The sequence below is a fragment of the Escherichia sp. F1 genome (assembly GCF_046764225.1).
Lineage (GTDB): Bacteria > Pseudomonadota > Gammaproteobacteria > Enterobacterales > Enterobacteriaceae > Escherichia > Escherichia coli.
This window is the reverse complement of record NZ_CP177202.1, coordinates 4,336,034-4,351,562: the sequence shown is the minus strand read 5'-3', so window position 1 is coordinate 4,351,562 and position 15,529 is coordinate 4,336,034. Positions and strand designations below refer to the sequence as shown.

General features: G+C 51.1%; 19 protein-coding genes and 1 pseudogene. 13 read left to right on the top strand and 7 right to left on the bottom strand.

Features of this window, described 5'->3' with window-relative positions; all coding sequences use genetic code 11:
* Positions 1–43 precede the first annotated feature (43 nt).
* A complete protein-coding gene (gene ulaG, locus ACK8NJ_RS20855) occupies positions 44–1,108 on the bottom strand; it encodes an L-ascorbate 6-phosphate lactonase (RefSeq protein WP_001295191.1) in 1,065 nt (354 codons plus the stop codon).
* 354 nt (positions 1,109–1,462) lie between these two features.
* On the opposite strand from ulaG, the gene ulaA reads away from it, so the two are divergent.
* Genes ulaA through ulaF form a run of 6 tightly spaced genes read left to right on the top strand, consistent with a single transcriptional unit; the run spans position 1,463 to position 5,869 of the window.
* Positions 1,463–2,860: a PTS ascorbate transporter subunit IIC gene (gene ulaA / locus ACK8NJ_RS20850; RefSeq protein WP_001300695.1), complete on the top strand. Its 1,398-nt coding sequence runs from the start codon at positions 1,463–1,465 to the stop codon at positions 2,858–2,860.
* A 15-nt stretch (positions 2,861–2,875) separates the two neighbouring features.
* Positions 2,876–3,181 carry a PTS ascorbate transporter subunit IIB gene (gene ulaB / locus ACK8NJ_RS20845; RefSeq protein WP_000218360.1) on the top strand — a complete coding sequence of 102 codons (306 nt, stop codon included), beginning with the start codon at positions 2,876–2,878 and terminating at the stop codon, positions 3,179–3,181.
* A gap of 9 nt (positions 3,182–3,190) precedes the next feature.
* The gene (gene ulaC, locus ACK8NJ_RS20840; RefSeq protein ID WP_000776505.1) at positions 3,191–3,655 is read left to right on the top strand and encodes a PTS ascorbate transporter subunit IIA; all 465 of its coding nucleotides are present in this window, start codon (positions 3,191–3,193) and stop codon (positions 3,653–3,655) included.
* A gap of 13 nt (positions 3,656–3,668) precedes the next feature.
* Positions 3,669–4,319, top strand: a complete 651-nt coding sequence (gene ulaD / locus ACK8NJ_RS20835) for a 3-keto-L-gulonate-6-phosphate decarboxylase UlaD (protein ID WP_000056760.1) — start codon at positions 3,669–3,671, stop codon at positions 4,317–4,319.
* Positions 4,320–4,328: 9 nt separating this feature from the next.
* On the top strand, positions 4,329–5,183 hold the full coding sequence (gene ulaE / locus ACK8NJ_RS20830; RefSeq protein WP_000949498.1) for an L-ribulose-5-phosphate 3-epimerase UlaE: 855 nt from the start codon (positions 4,329–4,331) through the stop codon (positions 5,181–5,183).
* A complete protein-coding gene (gene ulaF, locus ACK8NJ_RS20825) occupies positions 5,183–5,869 on the top strand; it encodes an L-ribulose-5-phosphate 4-epimerase UlaF (protein WP_411961911.1) in 687 nt (228 codons plus the stop codon). Before ulaE ends, ulaF begins: the two co-directional genes overlap by 1 nt.
* A 128-nt stretch (positions 5,870–5,997) precedes the next feature.
* Here ulaF and yjfY read toward each other — a convergent pair whose 3' ends face one another.
* Complete coding sequence (gene yjfY / locus ACK8NJ_RS20820; RefSeq protein WP_000492913.1) at positions 5,998–6,273, bottom strand: DUF1471 family protein YjfY; 276 nt, start codon at positions 6,271–6,273, stop codon at positions 5,998–6,000.
* A 326-nt stretch (positions 6,274–6,599) separates the two neighbouring features.
* Here yjfY and rpsF point away from each other — a divergent pair, with 326 nt between their 5' ends.
* Genes rpsF through rplI form a run of 4 tightly spaced genes read left to right on the top strand, consistent with a single transcriptional unit; the run spans position 6,600 to position 8,039 of the window.
* Positions 6,600–6,995: a 30S ribosomal protein S6 gene (gene rpsF / locus ACK8NJ_RS20815; protein WP_001216676.1), complete on the top strand. Its 396-nt coding sequence runs from the start codon at positions 6,600–6,602 to the stop codon at positions 6,993–6,995.
* 6 nt (positions 6,996–7,001) lie between these two features.
* A complete protein-coding gene (priB, locus tag ACK8NJ_RS20810) occupies positions 7,002–7,316 on the top strand; it encodes a primosomal replication protein N (protein ID WP_001296681.1) in 315 nt (104 codons plus the stop codon).
* 4 nt (positions 7,317–7,320) lie between these two features.
* Complete coding sequence (rpsR, locus tag ACK8NJ_RS20805; protein ID WP_000135199.1) at positions 7,321–7,548, top strand: 30S ribosomal protein S18; 228 nt, start codon at positions 7,321–7,323, stop codon at positions 7,546–7,548.
* A gap of 41 nt (positions 7,549–7,589) precedes the next feature.
* Entirely contained in the window at positions 7,590–8,039 is a 450-nt protein-coding gene (gene rplI, locus ACK8NJ_RS20800; RefSeq protein WP_001196062.1) for a 50S ribosomal protein L9, read from the top strand.
* Positions 8,040–8,109: 70 nt separating this feature from the next.
* On the opposite strand, the gene ACK8NJ_RS20795 is transcribed toward rplI, so the two are convergent.
* Positions 8,110–8,904, bottom strand: coding sequence for a DUF2686 family protein (locus ACK8NJ_RS20795; protein ID WP_137447298.1), 795 nt, complete (start codon positions 8,902–8,904; stop codon positions 8,110–8,112).
* 274 nt (positions 8,905–9,178) lie between these two features.
* Between ACK8NJ_RS20795 and ACK8NJ_RS20790 the strand changes: the two are divergent.
* Positions 9,179–9,580, top strand: a pseudogene (locus tag ACK8NJ_RS20790) (TetR/AcrR family transcriptional regulator); the annotation flags it as partial.
* On the opposite strand, the gene ytfB reads toward ACK8NJ_RS20790, so the two are convergent.
* Positions 9,564–10,202, bottom strand: a complete 639-nt coding sequence (ytfB, locus tag ACK8NJ_RS20785; protein ID WP_001550498.1) for a cell division protein YtfB — start codon at positions 10,200–10,202, stop codon at positions 9,564–9,566. The pseudogene ACK8NJ_RS20790 and the gene ytfB sit on opposite strands and share 17 nt — an antisense overlap.
* 217 nt (positions 10,203–10,419) lie before the next feature.
* Between ytfB and fklB the strand changes: the two genes are divergently transcribed.
* On the top strand, positions 10,420–11,040 hold the full coding sequence (fklB, locus tag ACK8NJ_RS20780) for an FKBP-type peptidyl-prolyl cis-trans isomerase (RefSeq protein ID WP_000211225.1): 621 nt from the start codon (positions 10,420–10,422) through the stop codon (positions 11,038–11,040).
* A 308-nt stretch (positions 11,041–11,348) separates the two neighbouring features.
* Positions 11,349–12,761, top strand: a complete 1,413-nt coding sequence (gene cycA, locus ACK8NJ_RS20775) for a D-serine/D-alanine/glycine transporter (RefSeq protein ID WP_000228346.1) — start codon at positions 11,349–11,351, stop codon at positions 12,759–12,761.
* Between the two features lie 44 nt (positions 12,762–12,805).
* Here the strand turns inward: cycA and ytfE are convergent, their stop codons facing one another.
* The 3 genes from ytfE to qorB form a co-directional block, all read right to left on the bottom strand.
* Positions 12,806–13,468: an iron-sulfur cluster repair protein YtfE gene (gene ytfE / locus ACK8NJ_RS20770; RefSeq protein ID WP_089646972.1), complete on the bottom strand. Its 663-nt coding sequence runs from the start codon at positions 13,466–13,468 to the stop codon at positions 12,806–12,808.
* 107 nt (positions 13,469–13,575) lie between these two features.
* Positions 13,576–14,541 carry a DMT family transporter gene (locus ACK8NJ_RS20765; protein ID WP_411962558.1) on the bottom strand — a complete coding sequence of 322 codons (966 nt, stop codon included), beginning with the start codon at positions 14,539–14,541 and terminating at the stop codon, positions 13,576–13,578.
* A gap of 108 nt (positions 14,542–14,649) precedes the next feature.
* A complete protein-coding gene (gene qorB / locus ACK8NJ_RS20760; RefSeq protein WP_411961910.1) occupies positions 14,650–15,510 on the bottom strand; it encodes an NAD(P)H:quinone oxidoreductase in 861 nt (286 codons plus the stop codon).
* Positions 15,511–15,529 lie beyond the last annotated feature (19 nt).

Here is a 15,529-nt window from a genome sequence, read left to right as displayed (position 1 = left end):
GGATAGCGCGAACTACTCCACGCTATCCGGTATAAACGACAGATTACAGGAATGACTTGAACGGCAGATCCGGTTCAATAGTGAAGCAATCATCGAAACCACGCGGATAGTGGTACTCGAAGTTGTCTTTATCCAACGGCCAGGTAAATTTGCCGCCCACCTGCCAGATAAACGGCTTGAAGCCATACTTCAGACGATCTTTTTTCATCTCCCACAGCACGCGGATTTCTTGCGGATCGGCCTGGAAGTTTGACCAGATGTCGTGGTGGAACGGGATAACCACTTTCGCATTCAGGGCTTCACCCATACGCAGCATATCGGCGCTGGTCATTTTGTCGGTAATACCGCGCGGGTTCTCACCATACGATCCTAACGCCACATCGATCTGATGTTCGTTACCGTGCTTCGCATAATAGTTAGAGTAGTGGGAATCGCCACTGTGATACAGGGAACCGCCAGGGGTTTTGAACAGGTAGTTTACTGCGCGATCGTCCATGCCATCTGGCAGTACGCCAGCCGCTTTTTGATCGGCAGGCAGGGTGATCAGTGCAGTACGGTCGAAAGCGTCAAGTGCATGAATTTCAATGTCTTTCACTTTTACAACATCGCCCGGTTTGACCACGATGCAACGCTCTTTCGGTACGCCCCAGCCAATCCACAAATCAACGCAGGTTTTCGGTCCAATGAATGGTACGTCATCAGCACAGTTCTGCATCACGGCAGCAGCGACGTTAACGTCGATATGATCGTTGTGATCGTGAGTCGCCAGTACCGCGTCGATCTGGCGAATCGCAAACGGATCAAGAACAAACGGGGTGGTGCGCAGGTTTGGCTGCAGTTTTTTCACGCCAGCCATGCGCTGCATCTGGTGACCCTGTTTCATTAACGGGTTACCGTGACTTTGTTTGCCAGTGCCGCACCAGAAATCAACGCAAACGTTGGTGCCACCTTCTGATTTCAACCAGATCCCGGTGCAGCCTAGCCACCACATCGCAAATGTGCCAGGGGCGACCTGCTCTTGTTCAATTTCTTCATTCAGCCAGCTACCCCACTCCGGGAAAGTGCTCAGGATCCAGGATTCTCGGGTGATACTTTTCACTTTACTCATCGCCATTTACCTTCATGATAGTTCAATTCGAATCAACACGTGATTGGTTTTGATTAATCCTGACACTATTTTTTCAGGAAGGCAATGACCATTTTTTGACTTTTTGCCAGGGAAGTTGTTGTTGATTTTGAGTGTGGAAAGATTTAATGGAATGTGTAATTCAATTAACTAAATGAATTTAAATGAATAATTATTTCGTTGTGTGAATCCCACTCTATCCATGTGGAATTATTTGCGGGTCGCGTCACATTTAATCATAAATAATCTTGTTGTGATTACTTTTGAAAATTAGAGTGAGTGCACAACATTCCGGGTGTGTGGAATACCCGGTTACCTCTTCTTCAGGAGATCGTTATGGAGATCCTCTACAACATCTTTACCGTGTTTTTTAACCAGGTTATGACCAATGCCCCGTTGTTGCTGGGTATTGTGACCTGTCTGGGCTACATCCTACTGCGCAAAAGTGTCAGCGTTATTATTAAAGGCACGATTAAAACCATAATTGGTTTCATGTTGTTGCAGGCAGGGTCCGGCATCCTCACCAGCACCTTCAAACCGGTGGTGGCGAAAATGTCCGAAGTCTACGGCATTAACGGCGCAATTTCCGATACTTACGCGTCGATGATGGCAACCATCGACCGCATGGGCGATGCCTATAGCTGGGTAGGTTACGCGGTGTTGTTAGCGCTGGCGCTGAACATCTGTTACGTGCTGCTGCGTCGCATTACCGGTATTCGTACCATCATGCTGACTGGTCATATCATGTTCCAGCAGGCGGGGCTGATTGCCGTTACGTTGTTTATTTTCGGCTACTCCATGTGGACGACCATTATCTGCACGGCGATTCTGGTTTCGCTCTACTGGGGCATTACCTCCAACATGATGTACAAGCCGACTCAGGAAGTGACGGACGGCTGCGGTTTCTCCATCGGTCACCAGCAACAGTTTGCATCATGGATTGCCTATAAGGTTGCGCCGTTCCTCGGCAAAAAAGAGGAAAGCGTTGAAGACCTCAAACTGCCAGGCTGGCTGAATATTTTCCACGACAACATCGTCTCCACGGCGATTGTCATGACCATCTTCTTTGGTGCCATTCTGCTCTCCTTCGGTATCGACACCGTGCAGGCGATGGCAGGCAAAGTGAACTGGACGGTGTACATCCTGCAAACCGGTTTCTCCTTCGCGGTGGCGATCTTCATCATCACTCAGGGCGTGCGCATGTTTGTGGCGGAACTCTCTGAAGCATTTAACGGTATCTCCCAGCGCCTGATCCCAGGTGCGGTTCTGGCGATTGACTGTGCGGCTATCTATAGCTTCGCGCCGAACGCCGTGGTTTGGGGCTTTATGTGGGGCACCATCGGTCAGCTGATTGCGGTTGGCATCTTGGTCGCCTGCGGTTCCTCGATCCTGATTATTCCTGGCTTTATCCCGATGTTCTTCTCCAACGCCACCATCGGCGTGTTCGCTAACCACTTCGGCGGCTGGCGTGCGGCGCTGAAGATTTGTCTGGTGATGGGGATGATCGAAATCTTTGGTTGCGTCTGGGCGGTGAAACTCACCGGTATGAGCGCCTGGATGGGCATGGCGGACTGGTCGATTCTGGCACCGCCGATGATGCAGGGCTTCTTCTCCATCGGTATCGCCTTTATGGCCGTCATCATTGTAATTGCACTGGCTTATATGTTCTTCGCTGGCCGCGCACTGCGCGCAGAAGAAGATGCAGAAAAACAACTGGCAGAACAGTCTGCTTAATAAGGAGTTTTGATTATGACCGTACGTATTCTGGCTGTGTGTGGCAACGGACAAGGCAGTTCCATGATCATGAAGATGAAAGTGGATCAGTTTTTAACCCAATCAAACATTGACCACACGGTAAACAGCTGCGCGGTTGGCGAATACAAAAGCGAGTTGAGCGGCGCGGATATCATCATCGCTTCTACGCACATTGCGGGCGAAATCACCGTGACCGGCAACAAATACGTGGTTGGTGTGCGCAACATGCTCTCTCCTGCCGACTTTGGCCCGAAACTGCTGGAAGTGATCAAAGCGCATTTCCCGCAGGATGTGAAGTAAGGACGCGCCATGAAATTACGTGATTCGCTGGCGGAGAATAAATCCATCCGCCTGCAGGCTGAAGCTGAGACATGGCAGGACGCAGTAAAAATCGGCGTTGACCTGCTGGTAGCGGCGGATGTTGTCGAGCCGCGTTACTACCAGGCGATTCTGGATGCGGTTGAACAGCACGGTCCGTACTTTGTGCTCGCACCAGGCCTGGCAATGCCGCACGGTCGCCCGGAAGAGGGCGTTAAGAAAACCGGTTTTGCGCTAGTGACGCTGAAAAAGCCGCTGGAGTTCAACCACGAAGATAACGATCCGGTGGATATCCTCATCACCATGGCGGCGGTCGATGCCAACACTCACCAGGAAGTGGGCATCATGCAGATCGTCAATCTGTTTGAAGATGAAGAGAATTTCGACCGTTTACGTGCCTGCCGTACCGAGCAGGAAGTACTGGATCTCATTGACCGCACCAACGCGGCAGCTTAAGAAGGAATTGAACATGTCATTACCGATGTTGCAAGTCGCGCTGGACAACCAGACTATGGATAGCGCCTACGAAACCACTCGCCTGATTGCCGAAGAAGTCGACATTATCGAAGTGGGCACCATTCTGTGCGTGGGCGAAGGCGTGCGTGCGGTTCGCGATCTGAAAGCGCTTTACCCGCACAAAATCGTACTGGCAGACGCCAAAATTGCCGATGCGGGCAAAATCCTTTCTCGTATGTGCTTTGAAGCCAACGCTGACTGGGTGACCGTGATTTGCTGTGCGGATATCAACACCGCCAAAGGTGCGCTGGACGTGGCAAAAGAGTTTAACGGCGATGTGCAGATTGAACTGACCGGCTACTGGACCTGGGAACAGGCGCAGCAGTGGCGTGACGCAGGCATTCAGCAGGTGGTTTATCACCGCAGCCGTGACGCGCAGGCCGCAGGCGTAGCGTGGGGCGAAGCGGACATTACCGCGATCAAACGTCTTTCCGATATGGGCTTCAAAGTAACCGTTACTGGTGGCCTGGCGCTGGAAGATCTGCCGCTGTTCAAAGGCATTCCGATTCATGTGTTTATCGCTGGTCGCAGCATCCGTGATGCCGCTTCTCCGGTTGAAGCCGCGCGTCAGTTCAAACGTTCCATCGCCGAACTGTGGGGCTAAGGAGCGGATATGTTGTCCAAACAAATCCCGCTTGGCATCTATGAAAAAGCGCTCCCCGCCGGGGAGTGCTGGCTGGAACGCCTGCAACTGGCAAAAACGTTAGGCTTCGATTTTGTCGAGATGTCGGTAGATGAAACGGACGATCGCCTGTCGCGCCTCGACTGGAGCCGCGAGCAGCGTCTGGCGCTGGTGAATGCGATTGTTGAAACCGGCGTGCGCGTGCCGTCCATGTGCCTTTCTGCTCATCGTCGTTTCCCGCTGGGCAGCGAAGATGACGCGGTACGGGCGCAGGGGCTGGAGATTATGCGTAAAGCTATCCAGTTCGCCCAGGACGTTGGCATTCGCGTAATCCAACTGGCGGGCTATGACGTTTACTATCAGGAAGCCAATAACGAAACGCGTCGTCGTTTCCGTGACGGCCTGAAAGAGAGCGTTGAGATGGCAAGCCGCGCGCAGGTGACGCTGGCAATGGAGATCATGGATTATCCATTGATGAACTCCATCAGCAAGGCGCTGGGCTATGCGCACTATCTCAACAACCCGTGGTTCCAGCTCTATCCGGATATCGGCAACCTGTCGGCGTGGGACAACGATGTGCAGATGGAATTGCAGGCCGGAATTGGGCATATCGTCGCGGTGCATGTGAAAGACACCAAACCAGGCGTCTTCAAAAATGTGCCGTTTGGCGAAGGCGTAGTGGATTTCGAACGTTGCTTCGAAACGCTCAAACAGAGTGGCTATTGCGGGCCGTACCTGATTGAGATGTGGAGCGAAACGGCGGAAGACCCGGCGGCAGAAGTGGCGAAAGCGCGTGATTGGGTGAAAGCGCGTATGGCTAAAGCAGGCATGGTGGAGGCGGCATAATGCAAAAGCTAAAACAGCAGGTGTTTGAAGCCAACATGGATCTGCCGCGCTACGGGCTGGTGACCTTTACCTGGGGCAACGTCAGTGCCATTGGCCGCGAACGCGGGCTGGTGGTGATCAAGCCCAGCGGTGTCGCCTACGAAACCATGAAAGCAGACGATATGGTAGTGGTCGATATGAGCGGCAAGGTGGTGGAAGGGGAATATCGTCCGTCTTCCGACACCGCGACGCATCTTGAACTCTACCGTCGTTATCCGTCGCTTGGTGGTATTGTCCATACCCACTCCACTCATGCTACCGCATGGGCGCAGGCGGGGCTGGCGATCCCGGCGTTAGGCACCACGCACGCCGACTACTTCTTTGGCGATATCCCGTGTACGCGCGGATTAAGCGAAGAAGAGGTGCAGGGCGAGTACGAACTGAACACTGGCAAAGTTATTATTGAAACGCTGGGCAACGCTGAACCGCTGCATACACCGGGGATTGTGGTGTACCAGCACGGGCCGTTCGCCTGGGGGAAAGATGCCCACGATGCGGTGCATAACGCGGTAGTAATGGAAGAAGTGGCGAAAATGGCGTGGATTGCGCGCGGCATTAACCCACAACTGAATCATATCGACAGCTTCCTGATGAATAAACACTTCATGCGTAAGCACGGTCCCAACGCTTATTACGGGCAGAAGTAAAACACGCGCTGCGGAAATTTCCTTCTTCGGGAGATAACTGGTCTAATTCCGCAGCCGTTTTTCAAAAAAAGCCCCCTGCGAAGGGGGCAAAGCAAACTATGGCAATGTTTCGTTGGTTATACCTGGTGCTAGCGATAAATATCCGCGCTGGCGTGCATATTGCCGTTACTTCCCGGTTCCCGTATCAGGATCGGATGGTAGTACGTTGCGCCCTGCGCATCTGTCTCTTCATTTAATGCCTGACGTGCTTCACTTTCAGTGGCGAAGTTATGGTTGATATAAATCACGCCTAAGCTTTGCACATCGTCCATATTTCTGGCCTGGTGGTTATTAATTTCAATGGCTGCCCATGTATTTGCACTTAGCAAAAGCACAGCCAGAAGGGCTAAAACTCGACTGAACATAGATACCTCCTCGACGGCTGACTTTATGTGCTCTCCTCTGTGATGATCTTCTGATTTAATTTTAATCAATGATAAAGAAGTTGATGGTGACCATTTCTGATGCAGTTGTTCAAAAAAACACCATGATGAAGTGTGATGAACTCCAAATCAGCGGTTTAAAGGTTATTTGCGAAAGGGGAGATTTATTTCGGCTCTGCCCTTGAGTTTAGCGGGGTATGTCAGTACTATAACGCGTCATTTTTCAGCCGACCTTTAACACGTTCCTTGCCTCCCCGGGATTCGGCTGACCCAGACAGGAGGCTGAATAATCCGTAAGGAGCAATTCGATGCGTCATTACGAAATCGTTTTTATGGTCCATCCTGACCAGAGCGAACAGGTTCCGGGCATGATCGAGCGCTACACTGCTGCCATCACTGGTGCAGAAGGCAAGATCCACCGTCTGGAAGACTGGGGCCGCCGTCAGCTGGCTTACCCGATCAACAAACTGCACAAAGCACACTACGTTCTGATGAACGTTGAAGCTCCGCAGGAAGTGATCGATGAGCTGGAAACTACCTTCCGCTTCAACGATGCCGTTATCCGCAGCATGGTTATGCGTACCAAGCACGCTGTTACCGAAGCATCTCCGATGGTTAAAGCGAAAGACGAGCGCCGTGAGCGTCGCGATGATTTCGCAAACGAAACCGCTGATGATGCTGAAGCTGGGGATTCTGAAGAGTAATTTCTGATGACCAACCGTCTGGTGTTGTCCGGCACCGTGTGCAGGACTCCCCTTCGAAAGGTCAGTCCATCAGGAATTCCTCACTGCCAGTTCGTGCTTGAGCATCGTTCTGTGCAGGAGGAAGCCGGCTTTCACCGGCAGGCATGGTGTCAAATGCCCGTTATTGTTAGCGGACACGAAAACCAGGCCATTACTCACAGTATAACGGTCGGCAGTCGCATAACCGTTCAGGGGTTCATTTCATGCCACAAGGCAAAGAACGGACTGAGCAAAATGGTTTTGCATGCCGAGCAGATTGAATTGATAGATTCTGGAGACTAGCCATATGGCACGTTATTTCCGTCGTCGCAAGTTCTGCCGTTTCACCGCGGAAGGCGTTCAAGAGATCGACTATAAAGATATCGCTACGCTGAAAAACTACATCACCGAAAGCGGTAAGATTGTCCCAAGCCGTATCACCGGTACCCGTGCAAAATACCAGCGTCAGCTGGCTCGCGCTATCAAACGCGCTCGCTACCTGTCCCTGCTGCCGTACACTGATCGCCATCAGTAATCGGTCACGGTCCATTAATACGACTTTGAGAGGATAAGGTAATGCAAGTTATTCTGCTTGATAAAGTAGCAAACCTGGGTAGCCTGGGTGATCAGGTAAACGTTAAAGCGGGCTATGCTCGTAACTTCCTGGTACCGCAGGGTAAAGCTGTTCCAGCTACCAAGAAAAACATTGAATTCTTCGAAGCACGTCGCGCTGAACTGGAAGCTAAACTGGCTGAAGTTCTGGCAGCTGCTAATGCTCGCGCTGAGAAAATCAATGCACTGGAAACTGTTACCATCGCGTCTAAAGCTGGCGACGAAGGTAAACTGTTCGGTTCCATCGGTACTCGCGACATCGCTGACGCTGTAACTGCAGCTGGCGTTGAAGTGGCTAAGAGCGAAGTTCGTCTGCCGAACGGCGTTCTGCGTACCACTGGCGAACACGAAGTGAGCTTCCAGGTTCACAGCGAAGTATTCGCGAAAGTGATCGTAAACGTAGTAGCTGAATAATTCGTTATTCAACGAGACGTAAAAACGCCGACCATTGGTCGGCGTTTTGCTTTCTATTTTTCGTCAGGTATTAGTTTCGCAAGTAGATCCATTCACCATTCTCTTGTGTCCATAATTCAGGATGGTTTGCTGGCGTTAGATGCATACGATCACTCCTTATGTCTCGGTCCTGCGGCACTCGCTCGAAACCCAAACCCGAGTAGATTGCTGCTGAACTTGATAAGGAACGCAGACCAATTTTCAAATCATGGGGTAAATCAGAATACGCGTTTAGCAATGCAGCAATGATGAATCCGAGGGCATTAGAAACGCCTGTAACAGTGCGAAGTTGGTCGATATAAAGATCGATTGTTGGTAGTTCAGATGACCAGCAATTAGGCATTTGGGCAGGAAGGGTTACAACGTATCCTATCGTTTGGCCGGTATAGTCTGGAGTACCATAACCTGGACCCAAAACAACCTCGTGTATTGTGTATTTACTGTTGGGTTCGAAGGATTCGACATCTTGCAATAAATATTTCAGTTCTGCGGTTAACCTCGCACCCGCGTAAGCTTTATTGTATTTCTGGGCGTGAATATTATCTAATGTAGCTTCATGGTTCCATCCAAAAGAATTATCACCATTCATTGTTATTCCATCGTAAGCATTACACCTCGTCGCTAACTTATTGAATGCTTGCCAGTCTGAGAGATCTAGTTTGTGGATCTCAACAGTATGTCTGCCATCGCAATTATGGTCTCTTCCACGATTTGAAAGTAATGTAGCGCGTGCGTATTGATGAAATTTTAATTTTACTGGTTTGTCGGTGGACGAAAAACGGGGTGAATATGCAGGAAATGAATAAATAGTTGTTGGTAATGTCATTTTATTGTTGCCTGTTTAATATTTTTACAAATATCGCAGTTGAATGTTCAAAGAAAAAGAGTTGATATTAATAAAAATAAGTTTGTTTTCTGAAGTGGTGAAAATAGCGGATAGTAAAAGATATTAATATCAAAAATCGCTCATCACGGATATAACGATGCACCCAGGGAGGGAGATGACTGACAACGCCTTACACCATACATTCTTGTTGTGCGGTATGTAATTATTCTACGCTGTCGGTATCGGTGCGTTCGTTAATCAGCAGGTTAACCAGCCACAAAAAGCCATTGAAAAAATAATCGATTTTACCTGGGGTTATTATATTGCTAATCCCTGGTTTTTAAAAATTGTGCATAGTGAAAACCAAAGTAAAGGTGTGCATTATGCAAAATCACAGCGTCTCTTAGAAATTAATCATGCGCACTTGCAGTTAATGGAATCCTTATTGGATGAAGGGAAGAAACACAATATTTTTAAGCCAGATATCGACCCATTGCAGGTGTATATTAATATTGCTGCGCTTGGGGGATATTATTTGATCAACCAGCATACGCTTGGCCTGGTTTATCATATCAGTATGGTTTCACCCCAGGCTCTGGAAGCCAGACGTAAGGTCATCAAAGAGACGCTCCTTAGCTGGCTTCTGGTTGACCCTTCATCTACCGCGCGCGAATAAAACTGCCATCCGGCTGACGGGTAAACAGGACCTGTTGATTATTCCCCGTATCAATGGTTAAGCCCGTCACCACGCCGCTGGCGTTCTGGCGGATTTTCACCATCTGCCCGTTTTGCAAATTACTCAGCGGCTTACCCGCGCCTTCTACCTGCGCCATTGCATAGACATCGGTAGCGGGCAGCCCGTGGTCGCGGAACAGCTGTGCCATCGTTTTACCGGGTTCGACACGGTAAGAGCGCCATTGATTATCAATTCCGCTATCTGGCTGGAATGGTTGCGTTTGGGTAGTTTGCGGCTGCTCTTCTGGCTGGCCTTCCTGTATAGGTTCTGGAGCGACCGGAGCCACCTGATCAGGATCATTTTGTGGCGTAACTAGCTGCGCCCGCAGCTGTTCTTCTGTCGGTGGTTGAGATTGCGACTGAATATCTAACTGCGCTTCACGCGTCACCACCAGCGCGTTGGGCGTATCATCAGATGGAAGCAGAAATCCGACCACCAATACAATGGCGGCAATAATGATCCCCCGACGATGCATCGGCGGCAGCGGGTCCATGAAGCGAAAATTGTCCGGCGCGTGCCAGACTTTCTCCAGGGTTGGTTTTAGTTCAAAGCGCCCGGGCATGGTTTCCTCCTGCTCCGCGTCTTGTTCCTCAATCATAGCCTATGAATAAGCTAACGCTATGATGTCCGTGGTAAACCCGCCTTTATTATATTCATACGGGATATTGCTATTGTTTCTTTTTCCCCGGGATTTGTCATCATTCCCGCGACAAAGTTTTACCCAAAGAAGTGTGGCTGATATGCTGCCCGCTACTTTATACCCTAAGAAAGGAAATACGATGACCACCCCAACTTTTGACACCATCGAAGCGCAAGCAAGCTACGGCATTGGTTTGCAGGTAGGGCAACAACTGAGTGAATCTGGCCTGGAAGGGCTGCTGCCAGAAGCACTGGTTGCAGGCATTGCTGATGCGCTGGAAGGCAAACATCCGGCTGTTCCGGTTGATGTGGTGCACCGCGCGCTGCGTGAAATCCACGAACGCGCCGATGCCGTTCGTCGTCAGCGTTTCCAGGCGATGGCTGCTGAAGGTGTGAAATACCTGGAAGAAAACGCCAAAAAAGAAGGTGTGAATAGCACCGAATCTGGCCTGCAATTCCGCGTGATCAACCAGGGCGAAGGCGCAATTCCGGCACGTACCGACCGCGTTCGTGTTCATTACACCGGAAAACTGATCGATGGCACCGTGTTTGACAGCTCCGTCGCTCGCGGCGAGCCAGCTGAATTCCCGGTTAACGGCGTGATCCCTGGCTGGATTGAAGCGCTGACTCTGATGCCGGTAGGTTCTAAATGGGAACTGACTATCCCGCAGGAACTGGCATATGGCGAGCGTGGCGCAGGCGCGTCCATCCCTCCGTTCAGCACCCTGGTGTTTGAAGTCGAACTGCTGGAAATCCTCTAAGCAGCGCATTCTGTTCCCCTCGAGCCAGAGGGGAGCAGGCATTCAGCAATAAACCCTTCAGTTTGCCAAACGGCGCTATTTTGTGTTGCAAAGACCGCGTAAGCGTGTATTTTTGTGAGCTGTTTCGCGTTATCACCGTGATATGACACTCACTTTAAACATAAAATTAACATTAGATCTAAATCTTAGTATTCATCCCGCGTATTGTTACCTAATATCGATGAGTCCCGATACAGATTCGTCGTATCATAGACTGACTAAAGGCCGTAGAGCCTGAACAACACAGACAGGTACAGGAAGAAAAAAACATGGTAGATCAGGTAAAAGTCGTTGCCGATGATCAGGCTCCGGCTGAACAGTCGCTACGGCGCAATCTCACAAACCGACATATTCAGCTTATTGCCATTGGCGGTGCCATTGGTACGGGGTTGTTTATGGGGTCCGGCAAAACGATTAGCCTTGCCGGGCCGTCGATCATTTTCGTTTATATGATCATCGGTTTTATGCTCTTTTTCGTGATGCGGGCAATGGGGGAATTGCTGCTTTCGAATCTGGAATACAAATCTTTTAGTGACTTCGCTTCCGATTTACTCGGGCCGTGGGCAGGATATTTCACTGGCTGGACTTACTGGTTCTGCTGGGTTGTAACCGGTATGGCAGACGTGGTGGCGATCACGGCTTATGCTCAGTTCTGGTTCCCCGATCTCTCCGACTGGGTCGCCTCGCTGGCGGTGATAGTGCTGCTGCTGACGCTCAACCTCGCCACTGTGAAAATGTTCGGTGAGATGGAGTTCTGGTTTGCGATGATCAAAATCGTCGCCATTGTGTCGCTGATTGTCGTCGGCCTGGTCATGGTGGCGATGCACTTTCAGTCACCGACCGGTGTGGAAGCGTCATTCGCGCATTTGTGGAATGATGGCGGCTGGTTCCCGAAAGGTTTAAGTGGCTTCTTTGCCGGATTCCAGATAGCGGTTTTCGCTTTCGTAGGGATTGAGCTGGTAGGTACAACAGCTGCGGAAACCAAAGATCCAGAGAAATCACTGCCACGCGCGATTAACTCCATTCCGATCCGTATCATTATGTTCTACGTCTTCGCGCTGATTGTGATTATGTCCGTGACGCCGTGGAGTTCGGTAGTCCCGGAGAAAAGCCCGTTTGTTGAACTGTTCGTGTTGGTAGGTTTGCCTGCGGCTGCCAGCGTGATCAACTTTGTGGTGCTGACCTCTGCGGCGTCTTCCGCTAACAGCGGTGTTTTCTCTACCAGCCGTATGCTGTTTGGTCTGGCGCAGGAAGGTGTGGCACCGAAAGCGTTCGCTAAACTCTCTAAGCGCGCAGTACCCGCGAAAGGGCTGACCTTCTCTTGTATCTGTCTGCTCGGCGGCGTGGTGATGTTGTATGTGAATCCCAGCGTGATTGGCGCGTTCACGATGATTACAACCGTTTCCGCGATTCTGTTTATGTTCGTCTGGACGATTATCCTTTGCTCGTACCTGGTGTATCGCAAACAGCGTCCGCACCTGCATGAGAAATCAATCTACAAGATGCCGCTCGGCAAGCTGATGTGCTGGGTATGTATGGCATTCTTTGTGTTCGTGGTCGTGCTGCTGACACTGGAAGATGATACCCGCCAGGCGCTGCTGGTTACCCCGCTGTGGTTTATCGCTCTGGGGCTGGGCTGGTTGTTTATTGGTAAGAAGCGGGCTGCTGAACTGCGGAAATAACCGCATTATCATGCTGGATGGCGCAATGCCATCCAGCTTTTAGATCACTCACCCGCCAGTGCGCGCGGGAACAGCACATTATTTTCCAGGCTGATGTGCTCCATCAGGTCATCAATCAGTTCATTAATGCCGTTATACATCGCTTTCCAGGTGGTACAGGCTTCTGGTGGCGGTGTGACGTTATTGGTAGCGTGTTTGATTACTTCCAGCAGTTCACCCGCTTCATCGTGTTCGCTTTCCATTACGCTGATTGGCCCCATCGCCTGGCTGCCCATGCCTTGTTTGATCATCGGGAAGAGGATCTGCTCTTCTTTCATCATGTGGCTGGAAAGCTCTTCATGCAGCATAGTCAGGTATTTTGTCAGCCCTTTTGGCACGCTCGGTTTGTCGGCGTGAACGCGCTCGACTTTAGTCGCTTGCAGGATCAGCTCCGGCAGTTGCTCGCGGTGACGATCGTGGTAGCGCACGATGATATGGTCGATGATTTCTGCCAGCGGGGCGCTACGCCAGTCTTTCTCAATCGGTTGTTCAGCGAGCTTTGCCAGCTCAGCTTCAATGACCTCAACATCCAGCTCTTTACGTGCCGCCGCACGCGCCAGCGTCTGCTTACCACCGCAGCAGTAATCCATATCATATTTACGAAACAGAGCCGAAGCGCGAGGAATAGAGAGCGCCAGTTCACCTAAAGGTTGGTCGCGATAAGCCATAGCTGATACCTCATTCTTAATAATATAAGGTGTATTTTAAATGCATCTTTATGGCAAATGCTATAACCCTTACGTAGCAGAGGCTTATTTAACTCACTGCCAGCGTGTCAACTTTCTGAGACAGATTCAGTTAAAGGTTTTTCTGGTTTTGCTCTGACTGCAATGACCACGCCAACCACTAACAGCGCGATACCGCTCAGCGTCATCAGCGGCGGCATTTGCTGGCGGAGTAAAAAGGTGTACAGCAAACCTGCCAGCGTTTCGAAAACAATCAGCGGCCCGAGAATCACGGTCGGTAATCGCTGGCTGGCGACGTTCCAGCAGAGTGCACCGACCCATGAGCAAAGCACGGCTATCGCAATCATCAGGCTAACAAATACAAGCGGACGGGGGCCAAAAGGTAGGGAGAAGTCCGGCGTTTGCGTATTCAGCCAGTAACAGGCGACAAGATAACCGATGAGCGAAACCGGCAGCGTGACCAGCGCCTGTGCCGTTGCCCACATCATCGGATGTTTGTCTGGGTTTTCCCGCAGCCAACGGGCGTTGCGCAAGGCATACCACGCCCAGCAGACCACGGAAACTAACGCCAACACGATGCCAGAGGTATAACGTGCCCAGTCAAAATCGGGGAGTCCGTGGTCTAACTCAGCAATATTTACACATGCCAGGCCGATGCCAATACAAACCAGCGCCGGGGCGAGTTTCCCCCACGCGAGTTTACCGTCACGCTGGCTATAAAGCAGATTGGCGAGGACAGGAATCACCACCGGCAGGGTGCCGATAATCATCGTGGAAACAGGCGCGCCAGTACGTTGAATGGCACTGGCAAGGCAGAAGTAATAGATGAGGTTGCCCATTATGGTGAGCATCAAGGCGGTAAGCCAGTCGCGACGCGCCAACTGACGCAGACGCACGCGTCCCAGCCAGGCAATGGGCAGCGCAATTAACCCTAACGCCAGATAACGCCCCATCGACTGCAACATCGCCGGGTATTCCGGCACGATCAACGGCCCGACAAAAATAAGCCCCCACATCAACCCTGCTAACAGGGCGTACAGCACGCCGCTAATCATTACTGGCATCCATTGATCTGTCAGAAGAAACGTTCAGGAAGCACACATGATTGCTCCCGGCATCCCGTCATTATCAGAGAGGATGCGGGAGGATGCCACTTTAATTAACTAGTTATTAACATTAAAAAGATGGCTTACGCTTTCGGCTAACGTTGTCGTTGGGCGGCCAATCAATTTGCTAAGCGTTTTGCTGTTATCAAACAGACCACCTTTCGATGCGCCAACGTCAGAATCTGCCAGCATATCCGCCAGCCCGTCAGACAGACCGACGCTTTTCAGTGCCGCGGCGAAATCAGCTTCACTCAGATTTTGATAGGTAACCTGTTTGCCGCTCTGTTTGGTCAGCTCTGCCGCTAACTGTGTCAACGTCCAGGCACTATCGCCCGCCAGTTCGTAAACCTTGCCTTCGTGACCGGCTTCGCTAATTACGCGCGCCGCAGCTACCGCATAATCAGCTCGCGTAGCTGAGGCAATTTTGCCATCGCCCGCGGCACCGATAAATACGCCGTGCTCCAGTGCTGCCGGGGCGCTGGCGAGGTAGTTTTCGGTGTACCAGCCGTTGCGCAGCAGGGTGTAAACGATGCCAGAATCAGCCAGCATTTTCTCCGTCTCGATGTGCTCATCGGCGAGGCCGAGCGGGGAGGTATCTGCATGTAGCAGGCTGGTATAAGCGATAAATTTCACGCCAGCCGCCTTTGCGGCATTAATAACATTACGATGCTGCGGGGCACGTTGACCCACTTCGCTGGAAGAGATCAGCAGTAGTTTTTCCACTCCCTGAAGTGCAGATGTCAGTGCGGCTTCATCGCCGTAGTCAGCCTGACGCACGGTAATGCCTTGTGCTGTCAGTGCCTGGGCTTTTGCCGGATTACGAACGATAGCCACTATTTGGCTGGCAGGAACCGTTTTCATCAAGGATTCAATAACATAGTGACCAAGTTGGCCAGTGGCACCAGTAATTGCGATCATAGGAAGTCTCCATCGTTTT

Coding starts and splice junctions, on each gene's coding strand:
- cycA (WP_000228346.1), top strand. CDS start 11,349: ATGGTAGATCAGGTAAAAGTCGTTGCCGATGATCAGGCTCCGGCTGAA.
- fklB (WP_000211225.1), top strand. CDS start 10,420: ATGACCACCCCAACTTTTGACACCATCGAAGCGCAAGCAAGCTACGGC.
- ulaA (WP_001300695.1), top strand. CDS start 1,463: ATGGAGATCCTCTACAACATCTTTACCGTGTTTTTTAACCAGGTTATG.
- ytfE (WP_089646972.1), bottom strand. CDS start 13,468: ATGGCTTATCGCGACCAACCTTTAGGTGAACTGGCGCTCTCTATTCCT.
- ulaG (WP_001295191.1), bottom strand. CDS start 1,108: ATGAGTAAAGTGAAAAGTATCACCCGAGAATCCTGGATCCTGAGCACT.
- ulaE (WP_000949498.1), top strand. CDS start 4,329: ATGTTGTCCAAACAAATCCCGCTTGGCATCTATGAAAAAGCGCTCCCC.
- qorB (WP_411961910.1), bottom strand. CDS start 15,510: ATGATCGCAATTACTGGTGCCACTGGCCAACTTGGTCACTATGTTATT.
- priB (WP_001296681.1), top strand. CDS start 7,002: ATGACCAACCGTCTGGTGTTGTCCGGCACCGTGTGCAGGACTCCCCTT.
- ulaB (WP_000218360.1), top strand. CDS start 2,876: ATGACCGTACGTATTCTGGCTGTGTGTGGCAACGGACAAGGCAGTTCC.
- ulaC (WP_000776505.1), top strand. CDS start 3,191: ATGAAATTACGTGATTCGCTGGCGGAGAATAAATCCATCCGCCTGCAG.
- ulaD (WP_000056760.1), top strand. CDS start 3,669: ATGTCATTACCGATGTTGCAAGTCGCGCTGGACAACCAGACTATGGAT.
- rplI (WP_001196062.1), top strand. CDS start 7,590: ATGCAAGTTATTCTGCTTGATAAAGTAGCAAACCTGGGTAGCCTGGGT.
- rpsR (WP_000135199.1), top strand. CDS start 7,321: ATGGCACGTTATTTCCGTCGTCGCAAGTTCTGCCGTTTCACCGCGGAA.
- ytfB (WP_001550498.1), bottom strand. CDS start 10,202: ATGCCCGGGCGCTTTGAACTAAAACCAACCCTGGAGAAAGTCTGGCAC.
- rpsF (WP_001216676.1), top strand. CDS start 6,600: ATGCGTCATTACGAAATCGTTTTTATGGTCCATCCTGACCAGAGCGAA.
- ACK8NJ_RS20795 (WP_137447298.1), bottom strand. CDS start 8,904: ATGACATTACCAACAACTATTTATTCATTTCCTGCATATTCACCCCGT.
- ACK8NJ_RS20765 (WP_411962558.1), bottom strand. CDS start 14,541: ATGATTAGCGGCGTGCTGTACGCCCTGTTAGCAGGGTTGATGTGGGGG.
- ulaF (WP_411961911.1), top strand. CDS start 5,183: ATGCAAAAGCTAAAACAGCAGGTGTTTGAAGCCAACATGGATCTGCCG.
- yjfY (WP_000492913.1), bottom strand. CDS start 6,273: ATGTTCAGTCGAGTTTTAGCCCTTCTGGCTGTGCTTTTGCTAAGTGCA.